Genomic DNA, 19437 nt, shown 5'->3' on the forward strand with positions numbered 1-19437 from the left:
CGAGCCGTCGTCGAACGTCCGCACATAGGGGACGAGGTAGCTGGCCCTGCACGCGGCGAGAGCGGCCTTGTCGCGGCTGTAGGGCACGACTGCCTGCCTCCGTCGTGCTGCTGGGCCTGGACCCCGATGAATGGCGGCGGGCGGTCGAGACCAGGACCAGGTGATGAGCACGTGGGGAGTGACGAGGTGCCACCAGGGGCGGCCTGACCGCCTGCATGCGGCCAAGCCGCCCCTACCGGCGGCCGGGCCGCCGGGGTGCCTCGGCATCGGGCCGGCTGACCAGCGGTCTGCTGCGCAGGGCCGGCCTGGTCCGTTCCCTGGGTGTTCCGCTGTCGGTGACCGGCCGGCTCAACTGCCGCGAACGCGGCGGCGGTGAGCGCTGGATCATCGATCCCACCTTCGCCGAAGGTCACGGCCCGGCCGGCCACCGGCGGCTGGTGGCGCCCATGTCAGCACCGGGCTGGAGCCTGCCCGTCACCGTCGCGGGGGAGGACTGTAACTGCCACCTACCGCCCGGATTCACCGACCAACGCACCACCAGCGTCGCCTCCCTGCGGCCGGAGCGGCCCGGGCAGTGCTCCATCCCCGTGTCGGCTGCGGCTCGGTCAACAGCAGCGCGCGCACGCAGGCAGCGGGGCGGAATGAGTGCCGGCGGTTCAGGCGACCCAGGCGCCGGTCATTGCCTGCACGGAGGATCCATCGCCGTCCGCGAGCTTCACCGCCGTGAACTCGTGCGCGGCATCCGAGGTCTGCACACGGAACGCGGGCTCGTCGCTCTCCAGCAGTGCGACGATCCTTTCCGCCGCGTCCTGGGGTGTTTGCGCGGTGGGGAACGCCTTGGGCGCGCGATCCTGGTACGCGGCCAAAGCGGGCGCGTACGGGCCGGCCCCGTTTACCAGGGTGTCCCGACCGCCGACGTTGCCGCTGAACTCGCTGGCCACCGCTCCAGGTTCCACCACGCTGACGGACACTCCGGTCGTGGAGGCGACGGGGGCGAGCGATTCCATGAAGCCTTCCACGGCGAACTTGGCCGCGCAGTAGGCCTCGCTGAAGGGCTGACCGACCACGCCTCCAATGCTGGTCACGGTCACCAGGCGCCCCTTGCTTGCGCGCAGCAGGGGCAGGGCCGCCTTCGTCACGTGGAGGACGCCGAAGAAGTTCACCTCCATGACGGCGCGTACGTCCTCGATGCTTTCTTGCTCCAGCGTCCCTACGTGCCCGGTGCCGGCGTTGTTGACCAGCGCGTGCAGGTCCGTGAGGCCGTCGATGCAGGCCGCGACCGAGACAGGGTCGGTCACGTCCAGTGAACGGACCTCGACGCTCACCCCGGCCGCCCGCGCCGTCGCGAGGAGTGCGTCGGCCCGCGTCGTGTCGCGCATGGTGGCGATGACGTGCCAGCCACTGCGTGCGGCGGCGATGGCGGTGGCCAGGCCGATTCCGGAGGAGGTGCCGGTGATCAGGACGGTTTTGGTACTCATCGTTCCACCTTGTATGTGCTTTCGTTGGTCTCCCTCGGCGACGGTAGGGGCTGGGGCTTCCTCTCATCGTGCCCGTCGGGGCAGTTCAAGGGGCAGCGGACCAGACTCTGGAGGCCCCGGCCGCGAGCACTGGCCGCATCCGTGCGGACGAACCAAGAGCGCCGCCGCCACAGGATGACCTCATACGCCCACGATGCAGCCGCTCTTCGAGACCCCACACGTTCAACGAGCCGATCGCACAAGGGGAGCAGTCCGGGGCACGGCGATCACGGTGCTCGTGGAGGACCAGCCGGTGGAGCTGGGCTGACACCCGCGCCTTGCTCGCTCGCTGGTGTCGAATCACCGAACATCAGGAGGCCCTAGTGTCGCAGTCTTGTGTGCCGATGGCCGCGCCGTCCACTTCAGGAGGCCCGTCCCGCATGCGCCGAGCACCCGACGGCCACCCAATCGATACGGCCGTTCGAGCACCAAGCCCCCAGAGCATTACGACAAAAGCTACTTACGCGTCGGGGTGTTCGGGCAGGGCGAGCCAGTCTGACCAGGAGATCTCTCGGCCGAGGAAGCGCGGCTGCTCAAACGGCCAGTCGGCGGCGATCCACCGCGGCACCAGCTCGTCGAGGGCCTGCTCGACCTTGCTGTTCACCAGCTCGTCCACCACCCACCAGGAGATCTCGCCGTCCGCGCCGGCCCTCTCCGGTGGGTCGATGTAAACGCAGCCGAGCAGAGCTGTCTCCGCCGCGTCGAACAGCGCGTAGTTGAAAGACAGGTGTGCGGCGATCTCCTTCTCGTGCCGCAACAGGTCGGCCTGGTCGGCCTCGTAGGTCATGGTGGCCGCGGGCCAGCCCCAGGCTGGGCCGAAGATGGTCCACAGCCGCTCGCGCGAACCCATCACAGCGGGATAGTCGAGCGGGGTGTCCGCCTCCCGGATCGGCCGCAGGTGATGACCACTGTTCGGCAGCGGTACCAGGACGGGATGGACGAAGTTATCGGGGAGCCAGCTCATAGCGCCCGACCGTAGCAGCGCGCGGCCGTTCGATCCCCTCGAATTTCCCCGTGCACCCCCAGGCCCTGCTCTCATGCCGGGCAGTGCCCGCGATCACCCGATCGGGACGCCCGTTCGATCGACAGATTCCGTGATCGGTATGGCAACGGCTTCCAAATCGGCTTACGGACCACCGCAGCCCCCGTCGCCGCGTCCAGAGGTGACGGCGCAACGCACGGTCCAGCGCTGGACCGTGCCGGGGCGTCGGCGACTCAAGCCGCGGCCCGGTCGCGTTCTTCGAGAGCTTCGGCGGCCACGGCGCGGCACGGGCGCCGCTCCCTGAACCTGGCGCGATGACGTTCTCGCAGGCACAAGGGGAACGCTGATGCGATGGCCGCAGAAGCCGACGATCACCGCCGAAGACGCGGGAAGGCCTGCACACCCTGGCTGAAGAAGCAGGGGTGGGATGAGGAGATGGCCGCTCGGCTTCCAGAGCTCACAGGGCAGGAGCAGCGGTATGCCCCGGTCGTCGCCCCCTTCGAGTCGACTGAGACACGGTCAGTGCCCGGCGGCCTTGACCAGGGCCACCGCCGTACCGATGGCCGCGTCGATCACCCCGCCCAGCAGGGACACGAGCAGCCCGCCGCCCATCCGTACCCCGCCGAACCAGCCCCAGGTGAACAACGAGGCCACGTTCACCCAGGCCGCGGTGAGCAGCGCGGTGTGCAGCGACATGACCCCGAGCCCCGCGAGCAGGATCAGGAACAGGGGCCCGGCGGCCGAGAGCAGGAGCGGGCTGGCGACGTACAGCATCTCCAGCAACTCCCGTCCGCCGATGCCCCGCCGGTGCACGACGCGGTGGGCCTGGCCGTCGGCGACGAGGGAGGCCAGCCACAGGCCGAGCGCCGTCACGGCGACCGACAGGGCGACGTCTCCCGGCTGCGCGTGCGCGGAGTACGCCCACCCCACCACGACCGCGATCATGGTGATGGTGGCGTACAGGCGTTCCTTCAGCCGTGCCGCGGACAGTCGGACGTGGTCCGGGTCCTCCCCGTCGAGGGCGGGCACGGCGGCCGTGGGATCCATGCGGCCACGGTAGGGCGCCCGGTCACGGCCGTGGCCCTGCCGGGCCGGGGAGGTCCTCCGGCCGGACCAGCCCCGGGCCGAGCGCGTCGAGCACGGCCGCGGCGACGCGCTGCTGACCGGCCGGGGTGAGGTGGACGCCGTCCTCCTCCACGTGGCCGCGTGCGGCGGCCCGGGTGTCGATGGTGACCTCGGGCTCCGCGAGCAGGAGTTCCGCGACGGCGTCGAGGTCCGCCCCCGCCCATCCGAGTCCCGCCCGCCTGAAGTGCACGTACTGCTCGACCCGCAGCGGATCGACGCCGGTCGGGGTGAGCCAGATCCACCGGGCACCGGCCCGGCGGACCGTCAGGTCGCGCAGGGCCCGCAGGGCGCGGCGGGTTTCGGCGGCGGCGACCAGGGGGACCCCGTCCAGCCGTTGGACGTCGTTCGCCCCCAGCATGCACAGCACCCAGTCGGGCCGCTGGAACGCGAGCAGGGGGACGTTCGCCAGGGCCTGGGTCGTCGTACTGCCGGACACGGCCAGGTTGGTGCAGCGGACGCCCTCCGGGAGCAGGTGCCGCAGGATCTCGAACCAGGAGAGCCGGTCGGCGGTGGTGCTCTCCCCGACGGCCACGACGTGTTCGCCGGGCCGGAACGGCAGCCCGGCCAGGCGTGCGGCCGTCCCCGGCTCGGCCGCGAGCGCGGCGGCGGCCGCCCGGTTGCGCTCCTCGAACCGGTCCAGGCGCATCCGGTAGCCGGCCCGGTCGAGCCCGAACAGGGCGGCGAGCGCGGCCTCGTCGGGGGCGGGGCCGAGGTGGCGCAGGACCCTCTCGGGCTGGTGGAAGCGGAGCGTGCGCTCCGCCGGGTCCTGGGCGGGGGCGGTGGTGGTGGAGTCCGTCATGGCGGTCAGCCCTCCGTACGGACGCGGCGGCGCGGCAGCAGGAACCCGGCCGCGATCAGCCACAGCAGGCCGGCGAACCGGGCGACCGGCAACAGCAGGGCTGCGCCGTCGGCCAGCAGGACCAGCGTGGACAGTTCGGCGATCGCGGCGATGGCCAGGCCCGCCACGGCGAGGGCGCGGGGAAGCAGGCCGGCGAGGAGCCCCGGTACGGCGATCCCGGCGACCAGCAGCCCCAGCAGGACGACGTGGGCGGGCCCGCCGAGCCCGAAGGCCAGGTACTGCAGCGCCCGTACGGGTTCGGGGTGTTCGGCCACCTCGGGCCGGGACAGCACCCACGTGACCAGCCCGGAGCAGGCGAGGAAGGCCGAGGCGAGGACGCCCCCGGCGAGGGCGATGGTGGCACCGGGGGCTCGTACGCCGAGCTTGTGCAGCCGTGCAGAGACGGTCGCGGCGTAGATCGCGAGCGGCACCGAGGCCGCGAATTGCAGGGCCCCGGAGACGCGGACCGCACCGGTGTGGTCGCGGAAGTAGGCGGTCACCGTGTCGGTGGAGCCGAAGGGCGAGGGGAAGGCGTCCCCTCCCGCGAGCAGGGTGCTGAGCACGAGCCCCGCGAGGAAGAGGGCGGTGAAGACCACGGCCAGGATGCCGGGCGGCGGCCCGGCCTGCGGGTCGCGGCGGCTGCGTGCCTCCGGGTCGGTGGCGGAAGCGTGGGCGGCGTTGGCAGTCACGGCAGAATCCGTTCTCTAATGATAATTGTTCACCGAGGAGAATCATTTCGCGTGGCTTACGATAGGCCTGTGAACAGCTCCCGGCAACCGCATACGACCGACTCCGCCCCGGCCGCCGGGCCGCGCGGAGCCGCGTTCCTCCTCGCCCAGATCGGCGCGCACGCCGCCGGGCGCTTCGCCGAACGCATCGGCCACCTGGGACTGACCCCCGCCGACGTCGGACTGCTGCGCATGGTCGCCGGGCAGCCCGGGCGCAGCCAGCGGGCCCTCGCCGAGGACCTGGGCGTCGTACCGAGCCGTGTCGTCGCGCTCATCGACGCCCTGGAGGGCAAGGACCTCGTCGAACGGCGGCGCAGCGCCGAGGACCGCCGCAACTACGAACTCCACCTCACGGCGGAGGGGAAACGCGCCCTCGGCGCGGTCTCCCGCGCGGCCGCGGCCCACGAGGACGCCCTGCTCGCAGCCCTCGACCCGGAGCAGCGCACGCAGCTCCGCGGCCTCCTAGAGCGCGTCGCCGCCGAACAGGAGCTCACTCCCGGAGTCCACCCCGGCTACCGAAACCGCGGCTGAAGTCCGGCCGCAAGGGGAGGCTGGTGCCGGGCGGCCCTCGTCACCGCGCGGGCGAGCAGGTCGCGCTCGCCCGCGCGGTGACGGCTCATTCGGTTCGCCCCCGGAGGGGGCGGTCGGGATCAGGCGAAGTACTGGAGGCTGACCCTGACGGTGATGTCCTGCGGCCAGCCCGAGTCCACGCGGATCCGTACCTGCTCCCCGTCGAGCGGCACCACGTTGTGCACCGTCATGACCGCGCCTCCCATGAACGGCTTGTCGGTGGGCGGGTACACCTCCGCGACGCCGGCGCACACGTTGGTGTAAGCCGCCACGCCGGGCGCCTCCAGCAACCGTTCGAAGACACCGTGGCCGCGAAGGGTGTAGTAGTAACCGATTTGCTGGAAATCCGCCCGCGCCTCGCCCTGACTGCCGCCCCCGCTGGGCGGGATGGCCCTGTCGGACGCGGTGTTCCCGTTGCTGCCGCCGGCCGTGCTCCCGGTCGCGGGCTCACGGAGATTGGTGTGCGTCATGTCCGTCTCCCTTCGATGGACCTGCGTTTTCCCTTTCCATGGTGGACCGGCACGGTGCCGCCGCGACCCCCTGAAATGGGGGATGGACGGATCCGGTCGAAGGGTCAGCCGGTCAGCCGGTCGGCCGGTCAGTCGGTCAGCCGGTCAGCCGGTCGGCCGGTCAGTCGGTCAGCCGGTCGGCCGACCGGCCGGTCAGCGGGTCAGCGCGGCGATGAGTTCGTCGCGGCCGTCGGCGCCCGTCTTGCGGAACAGGGCCTTGAGATGGTCGTTGACCGTGTACGGAGACAGGTCGAGGCGCCGGGCGATCTGCTTGACGGCTGCGCCGGCGCGCAGTTCGCACAGGGTGGCGCGCTCGCGGGGGGTGATCCCGTACCAGGCGCAGAACGACGGCATCACGAGGTCTCCGGCCGCCCCCTGGACAACCAGGGCGACATCGCCGGTGGCGTCCGCGTCGAGCGGCTGCCCCTGAAGGGTCATCCACCGCCCGCAGACGACGGGAGGGGCGCACACCAGCGGCATCCAGGCACCCGCATCGTGTGCGCGGGAGCGTGCGGCGAGGGAGAGCGCGACGAGGAACGCGTCGGGGACCCACTCGGGGAAGACGTGTCCGCCCGGCGAGGACAGGCGGTCCAGCCAGTCCCGTGCCTGGGGGCTGACCGCGCTGATCGAGTGGTCGGGGCCCACGGTCACCACCCCGGCGGGAAGCGCGGGGGCCACGGGGAGGAGCGGACCCCCGGTCACGTAACGGCGCAGGGCGGCCACGAGCGGCGGTCCGATCCTGGCCGCCCGCTGCAGGTCGTCCGGGCCGAACGGGCAGGCCCCGGCACAGCGCAGCAGCCCGAGCGCACCCCACACCCCGTGCCGGTCCTGCAGGAGGAGCCGCAGCTCGGAGCCCGCCCCGTTCGCCGTGAGGATCTCGCGCACCCGCGAGTCCGAGGGACCGTCGCCCGGGGGCCCCACGACGGTGGCCGGGGTGGGCAGACCGGACAGGGCGGCGGGCCGGTACGGGTCGCCGCCCCGGTAGCGGTGCATGACGAGGTCGGTGGCGAGCGAGGCGGCGTATTCGTGCCAGAAACTGAAGCTCCCGAGGCCGAGCCCCGTCGCCGGATCGGTGGCCACCAGGCTGAGCCCGTCGTGGGGCACCAGCGGGGCGAGTACGCGGGAGATCCCCTCCCCCCGCCCGCCGAGGCCCGCGTCCTGGCCGGCGGCGGCGTACAGATCACGCGCCAGCCGCCCAGGATCGAAGAACGTGAGCGCCACAAGCTCCCATTATCCCGGCCGAGCCTGCTCCGCGCACGGGTGCGCGGAGCAGGCTCGGCACATGGTTCTACGATCCCGTTCATGACGACTCCCGAGTGCTACGCATGCAGCAAGGAAGCAAGGATCGACGAACTTCCACCGCGCGAGTGCGTGGCACACGACCAGCACTGGCGGGTGGCCCACGCCTTCAACACCGCAGTGCCCGGCTGGCTGGTGCTGTTGCCCCGGCGCCACGTTGCCGCGGTTCACGACCTCACCGATGCCGAGGCGGCCGCCCTGGGGATGTGGCAGGTCAGGCTCTCCCGGGCTCTGCGGAGCGTGACCGGCTGCGCCAAGACCTACGTCGTCCAGTTCGCCGAAGCCGAAGGCTTCGCCCACGTGCACTTCCACATCGTTCCGCGGATGGCGGATCTGCGACCAGAGCATCGCGGGCCGCGCGTTTTCGAGCTGCTGGGGCGGCCCGAGCAGGAGCATGTGTCGGCTGACCGGGCAGACCAAGCGGCCCAGTCCATCCGAGCGCACCTCCAGGGGCCCCGCATGTGAACCGTGGGGCCGCCATCGTCACCGGCCAGGCCCGCGGGCCTGGCCCCTGATCTGGGGGTTTGCCGCTCCTGAGGGCAGAGCCCCGTCCCGCAGGACCTGCACGGCCCGGTCGAAGGCCGAGTCCCTGTTCCGGTCGAACTCCTCCTTGGTGAAGACCGGCTCGGTGAGGTGGGGCGGGATGCCCGCGCCGTCGAAGGTCCGGCCCGACCGGGTCAGCAGCTCCTCGTTCGGCAGCCAGACCGACATGCCGTTGGGGAGCTTGCGCACCATGACGTCCGAGAAGACGCCCTGCGTGGGCTGCCCGATCCGCACGGTCCGGCCGGGCCGGTCCATGAGGGCCTGGGCGAAGGTCTCGCCCGCGCTGACGGTCGAGCCGCCGGTCAGCACGGCGACCGGCCCGGTGTAGCGGGGCCCCTGGGCGGGCGTGACGTACAAGGCCTGGGGGCGCGTGTGCCGGGTGGGGTCCGCGGGATCGTTGCGGGCCCGCTTGGAGTAGGCGAGGTAGGGGGTGTCGGTCAGCCGCCCGGCGATGTGGAGCCCCATGGCGTCGGAGCCCCCGCCGTTGATCCGCAGGTCGATGACCAGGCCCTTCAGGTGCCGGGTGCGCTCCTGGCCGAGGACCGTGTCCAGCGCCTTGTCGAGCTCGGCCAGCTCGTCGGCGTAGGAGGCCTTGCCGCCCGCGTAGCCGCCGAATCCGGAGATCCGAAGGTAGCCCTGCCCGCCGGGGAGGTCGGCGTGGGTGATCCGCCCGGCGGCGAAGTCCTGGAGGTTCCGGGCGTCCTTGAGGTCGCGCTCCACGACGAACTCCTTGACCTTGGCGTCGAGCTTCCCGTCGGGCTGGACGGTGCCGGGGCGGCCCTGCGCGAAGGCCCGGTCGGGCTCGCCGTCGCCGTCGCCGTCGCCGTCGACGTCCCAGACGGCGACGTGGGCGTCGTGGAGCGACTCCACCATCTTGCTGAAGACGGCGAAGAGTTCGTCCGGGGTCGTCCCTTCGTGGACCGTCGGCCGGTACCGGTCGCGTACGGCATGCCAGTCGATGCCCTTGGCGGCGAAGAAGGGGTAGTTCTCCTCGAAGGACTGCCAGAAGACGTCGAAGGAGGCGAGCGAACCCCCGGGGCCGGAACGCGTACAGGCGCCGGGTAGTTCCGTCATCCGGTGCAGGTTCCGTACGCCGACGTCGCCGTCCAGCCGTACGGAGGCGCGGTCGCGGTCCCCGCGGGTGCGCACGGTGAGGACGGTGCCTCCGGGCGTGGTGTAGGCGTCGGGGCCGGTCCGCTGCGCGGTGTCGCCCGCGATGCAGCTCACGGCGGTGGTCTGGTACTCCTGGAGGGTTCCGTTCCGGATGGACAGCACGGTGCCGTAGCCGTCGGTGCGCCAGATTCCGTCGGTGACCGGCTGGTGGGCGGTGGCGGCCGGCGCAGCTGCGCCGACGAGGACCAGGGCGACGGCGGTGGCCGTGACGATGCGCACGATCTTGCCTTCTCTGTAGGCGACTTGACGGGTACCGCCCCACCGTCGCCGACACGGGATCCACCGGGCCATCCGGCTGTCCGGCCGATCGGGGGTGGGGCGAGCCCCCGCTACCCGCGGTACCCGGAACGGCGCTTGACGAGATCGAACGGCAGGCTCGCGCTGCCCGGAGGGCCTGGGTCCCCTTTGGTGGCGTTTGCTGTTTTTTCGGTCAGTGGCGGCGGATTTCGGTCGTCGTGATCGAAGGCCCGGCCGCGCGGGGCGGGAGCACCCCACCCTGGAACGGAGTCCCGTCCCGACCAGGGCGGGGCATCGTGATCGAGACGCACAGGGGGAAGGGGAAGTCATGGGGGTACGTACACGGCTGCGCGCGGGCGGCGTCCTGGTGGGGGCCGCGGTGCTGGCGGTCGGGGTGGCATCGGGACCGGCCGCCTCCGCCGCCGACCAGTGGCGGCCGAGGCCGGGAAGCCTGTACATCTCAGACCTGCCGAAGACCGAGTCGTGGCGCGCCAACCCGGTGGCACGGGGTTGGGGCCACGACTACGTCTGCCCGGCGGGCTGGCCGGCGGAGCCGCCCACGGTGAACGTCTGGAACCGGGACTTCACCACGGCGGAGACCGCGTTCGCCCAGCAGAAGGTGGCGGTGTTCGCCACGGAGGCCGAAGCCATCGCGTTCGCGGCCAAGGCCCGGCAGGACTACGTCGACTGCGCGAACGCCCCGCAGCAGCCGGGTGTCACCGCGACCTACTATGACCACGGCGTGGTCGCCGTCGAGGAAGGTGCCACCCTCCAGGGGATGTACACCTTCAACTCCAACAACCCCGAGCGCCCCCACTTCAACTACCTGTGGGGCGTGGGCCGCGACGGCGACACGGTGACGCTGGTCCTGTGGCAGAGCTACTGGGGCGAGCCGCCCGTGGCCGCGTGGAAGAGCACCCTGCGGACTGCAGTGAACAAGCTGTACTGAGCGCGATCAGGGCGGCGATGTCGGCGGAGGCTCTCGTACCGGGGCCGGTTCGGTAACGACCCGCCGGATACGACCCTCCTTCGGGCAGACTCCTCCGGAGCACGACACACCCTCGCTCCGGAGGAACCCCGTGACGTTCACCTACGCGGAATCGGCCTGGGCGGCGGCTCGCCTGCTCGCCTGCCTGCTCGGCGGGCTCCTCCTGTTCGGAGTCGCGATCGTCATCACCGTGGCCCTCGGCGTCACGGTCAAGGAGCACATGAAAGCGCGGCGGTGAGCACAGGAGCCAACGGTGACCCCGGACGGGGCGCAACCTGACCGATGTCAAGAGCATCGGCATCGACGGCGACGCGCCGGACGTAGGTTCAACTGGTTCGCGCTCACCACCGCCATCGGATGGCCGACAGGTGCTGGTTGACCCCCGGGCGCGCGGGGCGGACTCACCGCGCTTGTAGGACGCGAGGATGGCCCGGTCCCACGGCCTGCCCCTCCACCTCGATCTCGCCGCCCCCGCTCCGGACTCCCGGGCCGCCTCCACGGCAGCGACGTCGTGTTCGTCGTCGTACAGGACCTCACCACCGCGAGGACCGCTCCAGCGGTCCGCCACATTGGCACCGTCCAACGTCCGCAACCGGCCAATTGGGCGACGGCCTCGCGGCCGCACCCTGCAGCCGACGGCGATCACCTATAAACGCTGCGCCCGGGGTGAATCAATATCTGTCACCGCGACCTAAGAATTTAACGGATCCCGCGAGGAGGGTTTCTGCCGCCATGCGGCGGCCGGAAATATTCAACGCACACAGACCGTCTCAGCGTGCTACTGTCGATCTCGGTTGCAGTTTTGGTACCCAATAACTTCAAGCGCCTCCAGTCGGACTTCGGTCCGCAGGACGTGTTTTGCATTTTCCGGTCATTTCCGGTGGGGCATCATCGCGGCAACACGACGTCCGCACGTTGCAGACGTCGGTGCATTGCCCCAAAGGAGATATGACATGGCTGCTGGTACCGTGAAGTGGTTCAACGCGGAAAAGGGCTTCGGCTTCATCGAGCAGGAAGGTGGCGGCGCTGACGTGTTCGCCCACTACTCGAACATCGCCGCCCAGGGCTTCCGTGAGCTGAACGAGGGTCAGAAGGTCACCTTCGACATCGCGCAGGGCCAGAAGGGCCCGACGGCCGAGAACATCGTTCCCGCCTGACGCAAGCACGCGTTCTGCAGCTGGGGCCCGCATCCCTCGGGGTGCGGGCCCCAGCTGCCTGCATTTCCCGCGGTGTGTCCACCCGCGGTCTCAAGCTGTGAGAGATCCGGCCGACTGGCCCTCTCGGAGCTGCACCCGATTATATTTTCTTGGTTGTCGCACCCGCGCGGTGCCGCCGCCCCACTTCGGCGTCTGAGCCCACGGATTCCCCGTCCGCCAGATGCGCTTCGCATTCAATTCGGCCCGGTCTCGCAATTCCCTGCTCTGCTCCTACGCTGCGGGAATTCCTTGATGGGTGCCGTCAAGGAAGGTTCCGCATGAACCCCACCCGTACGAACGAGCGCTCGTCCCGCACCCGCAGCCGCACCGGCGGCCCCGCTTTCGGCACCGGCGTCGGTTCCGGCCGGGGCAACCGCTCCGGCTCGTCGGCCCAGAGCCGCTCTGGAGGTCCGAGCCGCTCTGGAGGTCCGAGTCGCTCGGGCGGATACGGCCGCCTGCCCGCCGCGATCCAGGGCGAGTTCGCACCGCCGAAGACGACCACCCCCGCGCTGCCCGCCGTCGAGGCCTTCGCAGACCTCGCCATGCCGGCCGAGCTGCTGGCCACGCTCAACCGTGAGGGCGTGACCACCCCGTTCCCGATCCAGGCCGCCACGCTGCCCAACACTCTCGCGGGCCGTGACGTCCTGGGCCGTGGCCGCACCGGCTCGGGCAAGACCCTGGCGTTCGGCCTCGCCTTGCTGACCCGTACGCGCGGCCAGAGCGCCGAGCCGGGTCAGCCGCTCGCCCTGATTCTCGTGCCGACGCGAGAGCTCGCCCAGCAGGTCACTGCCGCGCTCACCCCGTACGCCCGGGCGGTCAAGCTGCGCCTGGCCACCGTGGTCGGCGGCATGCCGATCCACCGCCAGGCCGGTGCGCTGCGCGCCGGAGTCGAAGTGGTCGTCGCCACGCCCGGCCGCCTCAAGGACCTCATCGACCGCGGTGACTGCCGCCTGAACCGGGTCGCCATCACCGTCCTCGACGAGGCGGACCAGATGGCCGACATGGGCTTCATGCCGCAGGTCACCGCTCTCCTGGACCAGGTACGTCCCGAGGGTCAGCGGATGCTGTTCTCCGCCACCCTGGACCGCAATGTCGACCTGCTGGTCCGCCGCTACCTGACCGACCCGGTCGTGCACTCCGTCGACCCCTCACAGGGCGCGGTCACCACCATGGAGCACCACGTCCTGCACGTCCACGCTGCCGACAAGCAGCGGACGACGACGGAGATCGCGGCCCGCGACGGCCGGGTGATCATGTTCCTGGACACCAAGCACGCCGTGGACCGCCTCACCCAGGACCTCCTCGACAGCGGGGTCCGCGCCGCGGCCCTGCACGGCGGGAAGTCCCAGCCGCAGCGCACCCGCACCCTCGCCCGGTTCAAGACCGGTCATGTCACCGTGCTCGTCGCCACCAACGTGGCGGCGCGCGGCATCCACGTCGACGACCTGGACCTCGTCGTCAACGTCGACCCGCCGACCGACCCCAAGGACTACCTCCACCGCGGCGGCCGCACCGCCCGCGCCGGCGCGTCCGGCAGCGTCGTCACCCTCGTCACCCCGAATCAGCGCCGCGGGATGGCCCGTTTGATGACGGCCGCGGGAATCACCCCGCTGACCACCCAGGTCCGCTCGGGCGACGAGGCACTGAACCGCATCACCGGCGCCCAGGCCCCCTCCGGCATCCCGGTCACCATCACCGCACCGGTGTCCGAACGGCCCAAGCGCAGCACGACCTCCCGCGGTCGACGCGGGCCCGTGTCGGCTGCCCGGCGCGCGAGCCTGCGGCAGACCGCGTTTGACGCTGCTGCCTGAAAACCACGTGATCAGGACACTGACCCACCTCTGCAGGAGGCACCTTTTGACGCTGGTACAGATGCAGCCCCGCCCGGTGCATGCCAATGCCCATGCCGACCTCGTCCACCCGACGGTGGACGACGCCATGGAAGCGGCCGGCCTTCAGGCTTGCGATGACATGACCGTCGAGGTGGCCCTGGCCGTCATGGCCGGCGCCCGCGCGGACCATCTGCTCGTCTGCGACGAGAACGGCCTGTGCACCGGGCTGGTCACCCGTGCCCAGCTCACCACCGTCCGCGACGGCGCGGCGTACACGGACCGGGCCCGTCTGCGCGATGTCCTCGGCGACCGCGGGCCGTTCACCTCGTCCATGACGACGATGGCCGAGGCCGACCACGCGATGCGATACCGCAGGCTCACCGCTCTGCCCGTCGTGGACGAACAAGGCGGCGCCCTGGGCGTCCTCGCCCTCAGCCGCTGAACCAACGCACCGTGGTCGGCCCGTTTCCCCTTCCCCCTGTGAGGCATCCATGCGCTGTGTCATCGCCCGTTTCCCGTTTGACCTGACCAAAAGCGGTGTCCTGGCGTCGATGAAGGGCATCAAGCCCGAGCAGGTGATCGGCGAGTCAGTGATCATCGGCCGCCGCACCTACCCCGTCAAACAGGTCGGTCAGGTCATCACCCGCCAGGACCGCCGCGACTTCAGCGCCGGCGAAGTCCTCCGCGCCATGACCCAGCTCGGCTTCACCTGCCGCGGCGGGCTTCCCCGGACCGCCGCGCCCACGGTCGTGCTCAGCCCTCTCCAGCGGGCCTCCGCGATGCTCGGCACGCCCCTCACCGCCTGACGGGTGGCCCGGCGACGCCGCCACCCGATGAGCGACACGGGCCCGACCGGCACACGCCGGTCGGGCCCGTTTCGCGTACCCGGGGCTTCTTGCACAGGGGCCGGATCAGTGGTCGGAGCAGCTGAAGTCGCCCACGGGCCAGGCGCCGACGTCCGCGATCGAGACGCGGTACATCCCACCCGTCTCCGGGATCCCCATCGTGCCGTGAAGAATTAAGTTCGTCCCGCTCCGATCGCACCCTGGCCAGCTGCCCTGCCAGCCGTTCCTCGAGGGACCCGCCGCTCGGTCAGCGGTAGGGGCGGACATCGATGACGCGCATGCCGGCAGCCTCGGCTGCGGCGATGCCCTCATCACTGTCCTCGTACACCAGGCAAGCGTGCGGCTCGACTCCGAGTCGCTGCGCCGCGGTGAGGAAAATGTCGGGTGCCGGCTTGCCTCGCTCGACGTCATCGCGGGTGACGATGACGTCGAAAGCCTCACTGAACGGCTGGTGGCGAAGTGCGGCGTCGATCATCGCTCGGGTGCTGCCCGAGGCGACGGCCACGGGAATCCGGCCCGCGGCCTGTTCCACAACCGCTTGGACACATGCGTGCGGGCGGACCGTGTGCGCAACGCTCAAGAAGAGCTCGTCGCGCCTGACTACGAGTTCGGCAACGGTTGAGGTCAGCCGCAAAGGACGCTCTGCCGCAAGCAACGTGATCATATCGGCGGAGGACAGGCCCGTCCGGCTGTCGAACCAGTCCTGCTCCAGCTCGACCCCTTCTGCGGCAAGGGTCTGGGCCATGGCGCGATAGTTCGCCGCCTGGCTGTCCACGAGCGTGCCGTCCCAATCGAACAGAAGGCAGGTCGCACCGTCCGGGGACAGCTCGTCGCGTACCGGCATCAGTCCTCACTCCTCCGTATTTTGTTCCCAAGCGAAACATAATACGTGAGACTGCCGGATGATCTTCGGGCTTCCGCCGCCGACCAGCACGAGCACCCCGAGCGCCAGACGCAACTGCCCTTCGACCGGCAACTTCAAGTTGGCGAAGGCTCTATGGAGATCACGGAGAACTCGCCCGGGCGGGCGGAATCGGTCAGCGCCTCCGACGCCTTCTGCCTCCACATGGCTTCCGGAGCGAGCCGGCGGCTGACCGTGGGCCAGCCGAATCCGCCGGTACCGCCGTACAGGTCAGGGGTGCGGATGCGAGGCAGGCGCGGGCCGGAGTCGTGAACGGCCGCCCGGATGCTCTCCGCGTGGCCCGTCAGTCGCAAGATGCACGTGCCTCGGCAATGGCGCACGGCGCGGCGTTCGTGACGAGCTCGGACACGACCGAGACCACTGTGTCCGCGGCCTCCCGCGCACTGGGCGGCGAGCGCCCCGCCGCTGACCTGCTGTGCAGGCCGCCCCGCGCATCCTGGGCCGACCATGTAGGTCTACCTCTCACCGACGGGCCGGAAAATCTATGACCGCCAGAGTAGACATTGGGTGGTGAGGTGGTTATGGTTTCTTTCGTAGCCCAGAGAGACCGCAGGGCCGGGCAGAGACGAACTGCCTGGCAGCAGTACCCGTAGTTGCAGTTGTCGGACGGTGCGGTGGTCGAGTTCCGAAGCCAGGGTTTGCAGGAGGCGACGGGGCTGATGACCGGACCGGGTGGCCCGCAGTCATCAGGGGCTGCCGTGAGCGGTACCAGCAGTGGAAGTCAGTGAGCAGCACCTCGGTGAAGGCGTCGGCTGCGGGCGCGCGCACCGGGAAGTTCGGCAGTGGGGTTCTAAGCCAGAGCGGATGCAGGACGGGCGACGGGGCTGGCTGCCGGAGCGTGGCGCTTGGTCAGGCCGCAAGCAGTACCAGCAGTACGCAGTACCAGCGGTAAGTAGTGGATCATCCGAGGGATGAACGGAGGAGTTGAGGCGCCATCAGGATCGCCCGGGCAGATGTCTGAGCCCGGGTACCGCAGGACATCGATAGCGAGGTGGTCTCCGGTCAAGCAACCGCGATCCCCGCATCACCCGTCCCCTTTCGGGCGGGTCAGCGGAAAACAGTAGCCCGGCGCAGTATCAGGGCCGGCAGATGGTGTAACAGTTCCTTCGGGGCCCTGGTGCCATAGGCGCCAGGGCCCCTCCACGCGTTTCACGAGAGAGGTTCGATGACAGCAGAAAACCCGGCCAGCCCGCTCGGCGGCCACCTGGACGACGACGATTTCCCCGCCTACACCATGGGCCGGGCCGCCGAGATGCTCGGCACTACCCAGGGCTTCCTCCGCGCTCTCGGGGAAGCCCGCCTGATCGCCCCGCTCCGCTCACCGGGCGGGCACCGCCGCTACTCCCGCTACCAGCTGCGCATCGCCGCCCGCGCACGCGAGCTCGTGGACCAGGGCACCCCGATCGAGGCCGCCTGCAGGATCATCGTCCTGGAAGACCAGCTCGAGGAAGCCCAGCGCATCAACGCCGAGTACCGCCGCGCCGCCGATTCGGCGAACCCGTCCTCCTCGGTCTGAGACCGTACCTCGCGCCCGCAGGCCGCCGGCGGGGCTGTGGCATCCGCGGCGGGGCACGCTGCCCGGGTCTTCTCTGGTGACAGGGTGTGCGGGCGTGTACCGTCTGAGTCAGCTGTCGTGGTTCGGGAGTTCCCTTTACCCACGCCTTCGGCGTGGGTGTTTTGCTGTGCTGTGCCCCAGGAACCAGGGCGATCACCTCCTCCTCCCGCGCCGTGGGAGGAGTTCGTCGACTGGAAGGCATGAACATGGCTACGGGAACTGTGAAGTGGTTCAACGCGGAGAAGGGCTTCGGCTTCATCGCCCAGGACGGCGGCGGACCGGACGTCTTCGCCCACTACTCTGCGATCAACTCCTCGGGCTTCCGCGAGCTCCAGGAAGGCCAGATGGTGACGTTTGACGTCACCCAGGGCCAGAAGGGTCCCCAGGCCGAGAACATCAACTTGGCCTGACCCTCCCCACCCCTCCGCCCTACGGGAACCCCCAGTCCGGCCGGACGAGGGCGCCCGGAGTGTCGGCGGGACTCGAGGCGTACGGCACCAGGGCCGCGCAGCATCCATTGCGCGGCCCTGATCCATGTCGGGACTGCCAGCCGTGCTGCACTTCAGCGGTGCACGGTGCGCGCCGGGCCCTGCCGGGGACAACTGCGGGTGGGCGGGGCGGCTCGGCGCAAAGCCAGCCGGGGGACACGTGTACGGACTCCTTCGGCGCGTTCTGGCCGGGATGCAGCGTCGCGAGCGGCCGTGGGGCGTTGCTGCCGATGCCTGCGGCCGCGTGCGGTGTCCGACAGGGCTCTGCGCCCCGGTGCGGCGATCATGGTCGGCCGGGCATCGGTGCCTCGGCCGGCAGCTCCTGGGCGGCGCCGGTGATGAAGCAGCGAGTGGCCTCCGGGTACAGGGCCTGGGTTTGAAGGTGGTTGAACAAGGCGCTGTAGCGCCGCACGTCGGATCGTTTCTCCTGGTAGAGGTCGCTGGTGAACCGCTCCAGATACACGGTCCCCGTGGCGGTGTCCGGAAGGTCGAGGAGGGAGAACTGTCCCGAGATGCCCGGATGGGCTCCTGCGGTGTAGGGGAGGACCTGCACGATGATGTACGGCTCTTCGCGTCGAGGAGGCACGAATCGGTGGGGCACGCCCGGCCGATCTCTTCCATCGCGGTGGCCACGGCGCGCAGGACAGCGCTGATGTGGGGTCGGAAATCGGCGCGGAGATTCCCGAGGTCCCCGCTGTCGAGGGCGTATCCAGAGTCCGGGTCATGGAGCGCAGTGGTCCATGCTGCGTTCGGCAACGGTGGTCGTTGCCCGGGGCGCGGGGGAGGGCTTCGCCGGAGCCCGCGATGGCCCGGCGCGAGTTCATGAGGCCGTTTTCGATCTCGCCCGCGATGGTGTGGCGGATGCGCTCGCACTCGGCGGACCGTCTGCGCCGGTCGCGGCGCCATTGGCGCAGGTGGTACCAGCCGGGATCGTTCGCTTCGAGGGTGTCGGCGAGATCGTGGAGATCGACCGCCTCCGATGGGCGCCTGCCCCGCGGATTGCGCTCAACGCTCGGATCGTTCGCCCCGCATACCTGGCGACACTCGTTGCCCGCGGGATCGGGTCCCCGAAGATCAGGGCCTCCTGCGTTTGGCCCCCGTACAGGGCGGTGTCACCCCTGTGGAGCCAGCACCGTGAACAGGGCGCCCTCCGGGTCGCGGAGAGTGACCCACCGGCCGGCGCCCGAGGTCTCCACAGGGGAGACGACCCCTCCTCCCGCCGTGATGGCCGCTTCGACAGCGGCCTCCAGGTCGGGCACCCGAAAGTGGACGTGCCACCGCGGACGGACCTGTGGGTCGGGATCCGCGTCCGCCGCTCCGCTGCTGATCCGTGCCACGGTGTCCTTGCCGTGGCGCAGGACGACGTGGTCGTGTTCATAGGCCACCACGCAGGATTCGGGCGAATCGCCGGCCCACTCCAGGACCTCCCCGTAGAAGATGGCTGCGGCGAAGGCGTCACGCGTACGGAGTTCCAGCCAGGCGGGAGCGGTGCCGCGGCCCACCCCCCAATCCTTGAGGATCTCCCCCTGCCAGAGCCCGAAGACCGCCCCGTCGGGGTCGGCGGCCAGCACGGCACGGCCCGTACCGAAGGACAGCGGTCCGACCGCGACGGTGGCGCCGCGCTCGCGGATACGCGCCGCGGTCACGTCGGCGTCGTCCACCGCGAAATACGGCGTCCAGGCGGCGGGCAGCGAAAGAGTCTCGGCGAAAGCCCCCAAACCTGCGACGGGAGCGCCGTCGCGGAAAGCGAAGGAGAGCCGCTCGCCGATCCGGGTCCGTCGGAACGTCCAGCCCAGCACGGCACCGTAGAACCGCTGTGCGGAATCGAGATCACCGGTCATCAGACTGACCCAACAGGGGGCGCCGATGGCTTCATGGCTTGACGTGGGCACAGGTACGGCCGCCTCATCTGATGCTCGCCTTGTCTGAAGACGTTTCCACCCTAGCCCGGCCGGTGGGTGAAGGCGGTGACCCGCGCTCCCTCCAGGGAGCGCCTTTTGGTCTGATCGTCCGAAGATCGGTGGCCATCGGGTGGGGCGCCCGGTTCCGGGCAGGCGCAGTTCCTCAGCGGTCGCTGTGACCGGCTCGGC

At 70.5% G+C, this 19437-nt stretch carries 21 protein-coding genes; 10 read left to right on the forward strand and 11 right to left on the reverse strand.

Features of this window, described 5'->3' with window-relative positions:
- Positions 1-656: 656 nt before the first annotated feature.
- The 5 genes from ACFYXV_RS28775 to ACFYXV_RS28795 form a co-directional block, all read right to left on the reverse strand.
- Complete coding sequence (locus tag ACFYXV_RS28775) at positions 657-1478, reverse strand: SDR family oxidoreductase (protein ID WP_389384419.1); 822 nt, start codon at positions 1476-1478, stop codon at positions 657-659.
- A gap of 499 nt (positions 1479-1977) precedes the next feature.
- A complete protein-coding gene (locus ACFYXV_RS28780; protein ID WP_389384420.1) occupies positions 1978-2481 on the reverse strand; it encodes an N-acetyltransferase in 504 nt (167 codons plus the stop codon).
- A 537-nt stretch (positions 2482-3018) separates the two neighbouring features.
- Positions 3019-3546: a hypothetical protein gene (locus tag ACFYXV_RS28785; RefSeq protein ID WP_385461625.1), complete on the reverse strand. Its 528-nt coding sequence runs from the start codon at positions 3544-3546 to the stop codon at positions 3019-3021.
- 22 nt (positions 3547-3568) lie between these two features.
- On the reverse strand, positions 3569-4423 hold the full coding sequence (locus ACFYXV_RS28790; RefSeq protein WP_389384421.1) for an SGNH/GDSL hydrolase family protein: 855 nt from the start codon (positions 4421-4423) through the stop codon (positions 3569-3571).
- A gap of 5 nt (positions 4424-4428) precedes the next feature.
- Entirely contained in the window at positions 4429-5151 is a 723-nt protein-coding gene (locus tag ACFYXV_RS28795) for a hypothetical protein (protein WP_389384422.1), read from the reverse strand.
- Between the two features lie 69 nt (positions 5152-5220).
- Between ACFYXV_RS28795 and ACFYXV_RS28800 the strand changes: the two genes are divergently transcribed.
- A complete protein-coding gene (locus ACFYXV_RS28800) occupies positions 5221-5721 on the forward strand; it encodes a MarR family winged helix-turn-helix transcriptional regulator (protein WP_389384423.1) in 501 nt (166 codons plus the stop codon).
- Positions 5722-5840: 119 nt separating this feature from the next.
- On the opposite strand, the gene ACFYXV_RS28805 is transcribed toward ACFYXV_RS28800, so the two are convergent.
- Both ACFYXV_RS28805 and ACFYXV_RS28810 read right to left on the reverse strand, forming a co-directional pair.
- Positions 5841-6230, reverse strand: a complete 390-nt coding sequence (locus ACFYXV_RS28805) for a hypothetical protein (RefSeq protein WP_389384424.1) — start codon at positions 6228-6230, stop codon at positions 5841-5843.
- A gap of 192 nt (positions 6231-6422) precedes the next feature.
- Positions 6423-7490 (reverse strand): helix-turn-helix transcriptional regulator, encoded by a 1068-nt coding sequence (locus tag ACFYXV_RS28810; protein ID WP_385461640.1) that lies wholly within the window; start codon positions 7488-7490, stop codon positions 6423-6425.
- Between the two features lie 81 nt (positions 7491-7571).
- Between ACFYXV_RS28810 and ACFYXV_RS28815 the strand changes: the two genes are divergently transcribed.
- Positions 7572-8033: an HIT family protein gene (locus ACFYXV_RS28815; RefSeq protein ID WP_389384425.1), complete on the forward strand. Its 462-nt coding sequence runs from the start codon at positions 7572-7574 to the stop codon at positions 8031-8033.
- Positions 8034-8051: 18 nt separating this feature from the next.
- On the opposite strand, the gene ACFYXV_RS28820 is transcribed toward ACFYXV_RS28815, so the two are convergent.
- Positions 8052-9503, reverse strand: a complete 1452-nt coding sequence (locus ACFYXV_RS28820; RefSeq protein ID WP_389384426.1) for a S41 family peptidase — start codon at positions 9501-9503, stop codon at positions 8052-8054.
- Positions 9504-9849: 346 nt separating this feature from the next.
- Between ACFYXV_RS28820 and ACFYXV_RS28825 the strand changes: the two genes are divergently transcribed.
- The 6 genes from ACFYXV_RS28825 to ACFYXV_RS28850 all read left to right on the forward strand — a co-directional run bounded on the left by ACFYXV_RS28825 (position 9850) and on the right by ACFYXV_RS28850 (position 14343).
- Positions 9850-10470: a hypothetical protein gene (locus tag ACFYXV_RS28825; protein WP_383352018.1), complete on the forward strand. Its 621-nt coding sequence runs from the start codon at positions 9850-9852 to the stop codon at positions 10468-10470.
- 130 nt (positions 10471-10600) lie between these two features.
- On the forward strand, positions 10601-10747 hold the full coding sequence (locus ACFYXV_RS28830) for a hypothetical protein (protein WP_389384427.1): 147 nt from the start codon (positions 10601-10603) through the stop codon (positions 10745-10747).
- A gap of 715 nt (positions 10748-11462) precedes the next feature.
- Positions 11463-11666, forward strand: a complete 204-nt coding sequence (locus ACFYXV_RS28835) for a cold-shock protein (protein WP_030873616.1) — start codon at positions 11463-11465, stop codon at positions 11664-11666.
- Between the two features lie 317 nt (positions 11667-11983).
- The gene (locus ACFYXV_RS28840; protein ID WP_389384428.1) at positions 11984-13516 is read left to right on the forward strand and encodes a DEAD/DEAH box helicase; all 1533 of its coding nucleotides are present in this window, start codon (positions 11984-11986) and stop codon (positions 13514-13516) included.
- Between the two features lie 46 nt (positions 13517-13562).
- Complete coding sequence (locus tag ACFYXV_RS28845; protein ID WP_389384429.1) at positions 13563-13979, forward strand: CBS domain-containing protein; 417 nt, start codon at positions 13563-13565, stop codon at positions 13977-13979.
- A gap of 49 nt (positions 13980-14028) precedes the next feature.
- Positions 14029-14343, forward strand: coding sequence for an SCO5918 family protein (locus ACFYXV_RS28850; protein WP_389384430.1), 315 nt, complete (start codon positions 14029-14031; stop codon positions 14341-14343).
- Positions 14344-14629: 286 nt separating this feature from the next.
- Here ACFYXV_RS28850 and ACFYXV_RS28855 read toward each other — a convergent pair whose 3' ends face one another.
- On the reverse strand, positions 14630-15226 hold the full coding sequence (locus tag ACFYXV_RS28855; protein WP_389384431.1) for an HAD family hydrolase: 597 nt from the start codon (positions 15224-15226) through the stop codon (positions 14630-14632).
- A gap of 1243 nt (positions 15227-16469) precedes the next feature.
- Between ACFYXV_RS28855 and ACFYXV_RS28860 the strand changes: the two genes are divergently transcribed.
- The gene (locus tag ACFYXV_RS28860; RefSeq protein WP_389384432.1) at positions 16470-16820 is read left to right on the forward strand and encodes a MerR family transcriptional regulator; all 351 of its coding nucleotides are present in this window, start codon (positions 16470-16472) and stop codon (positions 16818-16820) included.
- Positions 16821-17065: 245 nt separating this feature from the next.
- A complete protein-coding gene (locus tag ACFYXV_RS28865) occupies positions 17066-17269 on the forward strand; it encodes a cold-shock protein (protein WP_109381995.1) in 204 nt (67 codons plus the stop codon).
- Between the two features lie 361 nt (positions 17270-17630).
- Here the strand turns inward: ACFYXV_RS28865 and ACFYXV_RS28870 are convergent, their stop codons facing one another.
- Together ACFYXV_RS28870 and ACFYXV_RS28875 are read right to left on the reverse strand one after the other, a co-directional pair.
- Positions 17631-17933, reverse strand: a complete 303-nt coding sequence (locus ACFYXV_RS28870) for a Scr1 family TA system antitoxin-like transcriptional regulator (RefSeq protein WP_389384433.1) — start codon at positions 17931-17933, stop codon at positions 17631-17633.
- A gap of 526 nt (positions 17934-18459) precedes the next feature.
- Positions 18460-19188 carry a VOC family protein gene (locus ACFYXV_RS28875; RefSeq protein WP_389384434.1) on the reverse strand — a complete coding sequence of 243 codons (729 nt, stop codon included), beginning with the start codon at positions 19186-19188 and terminating at the stop codon, positions 18460-18462.
- Positions 19189-19437 lie beyond the last annotated feature (249 nt).

This window comes from Streptomyces sp. NPDC002181 (assembly GCF_042890485.1).
GTDB lineage: Bacteria > Actinomycetota > Actinomycetes > Streptomycetales > Streptomycetaceae > Streptomyces.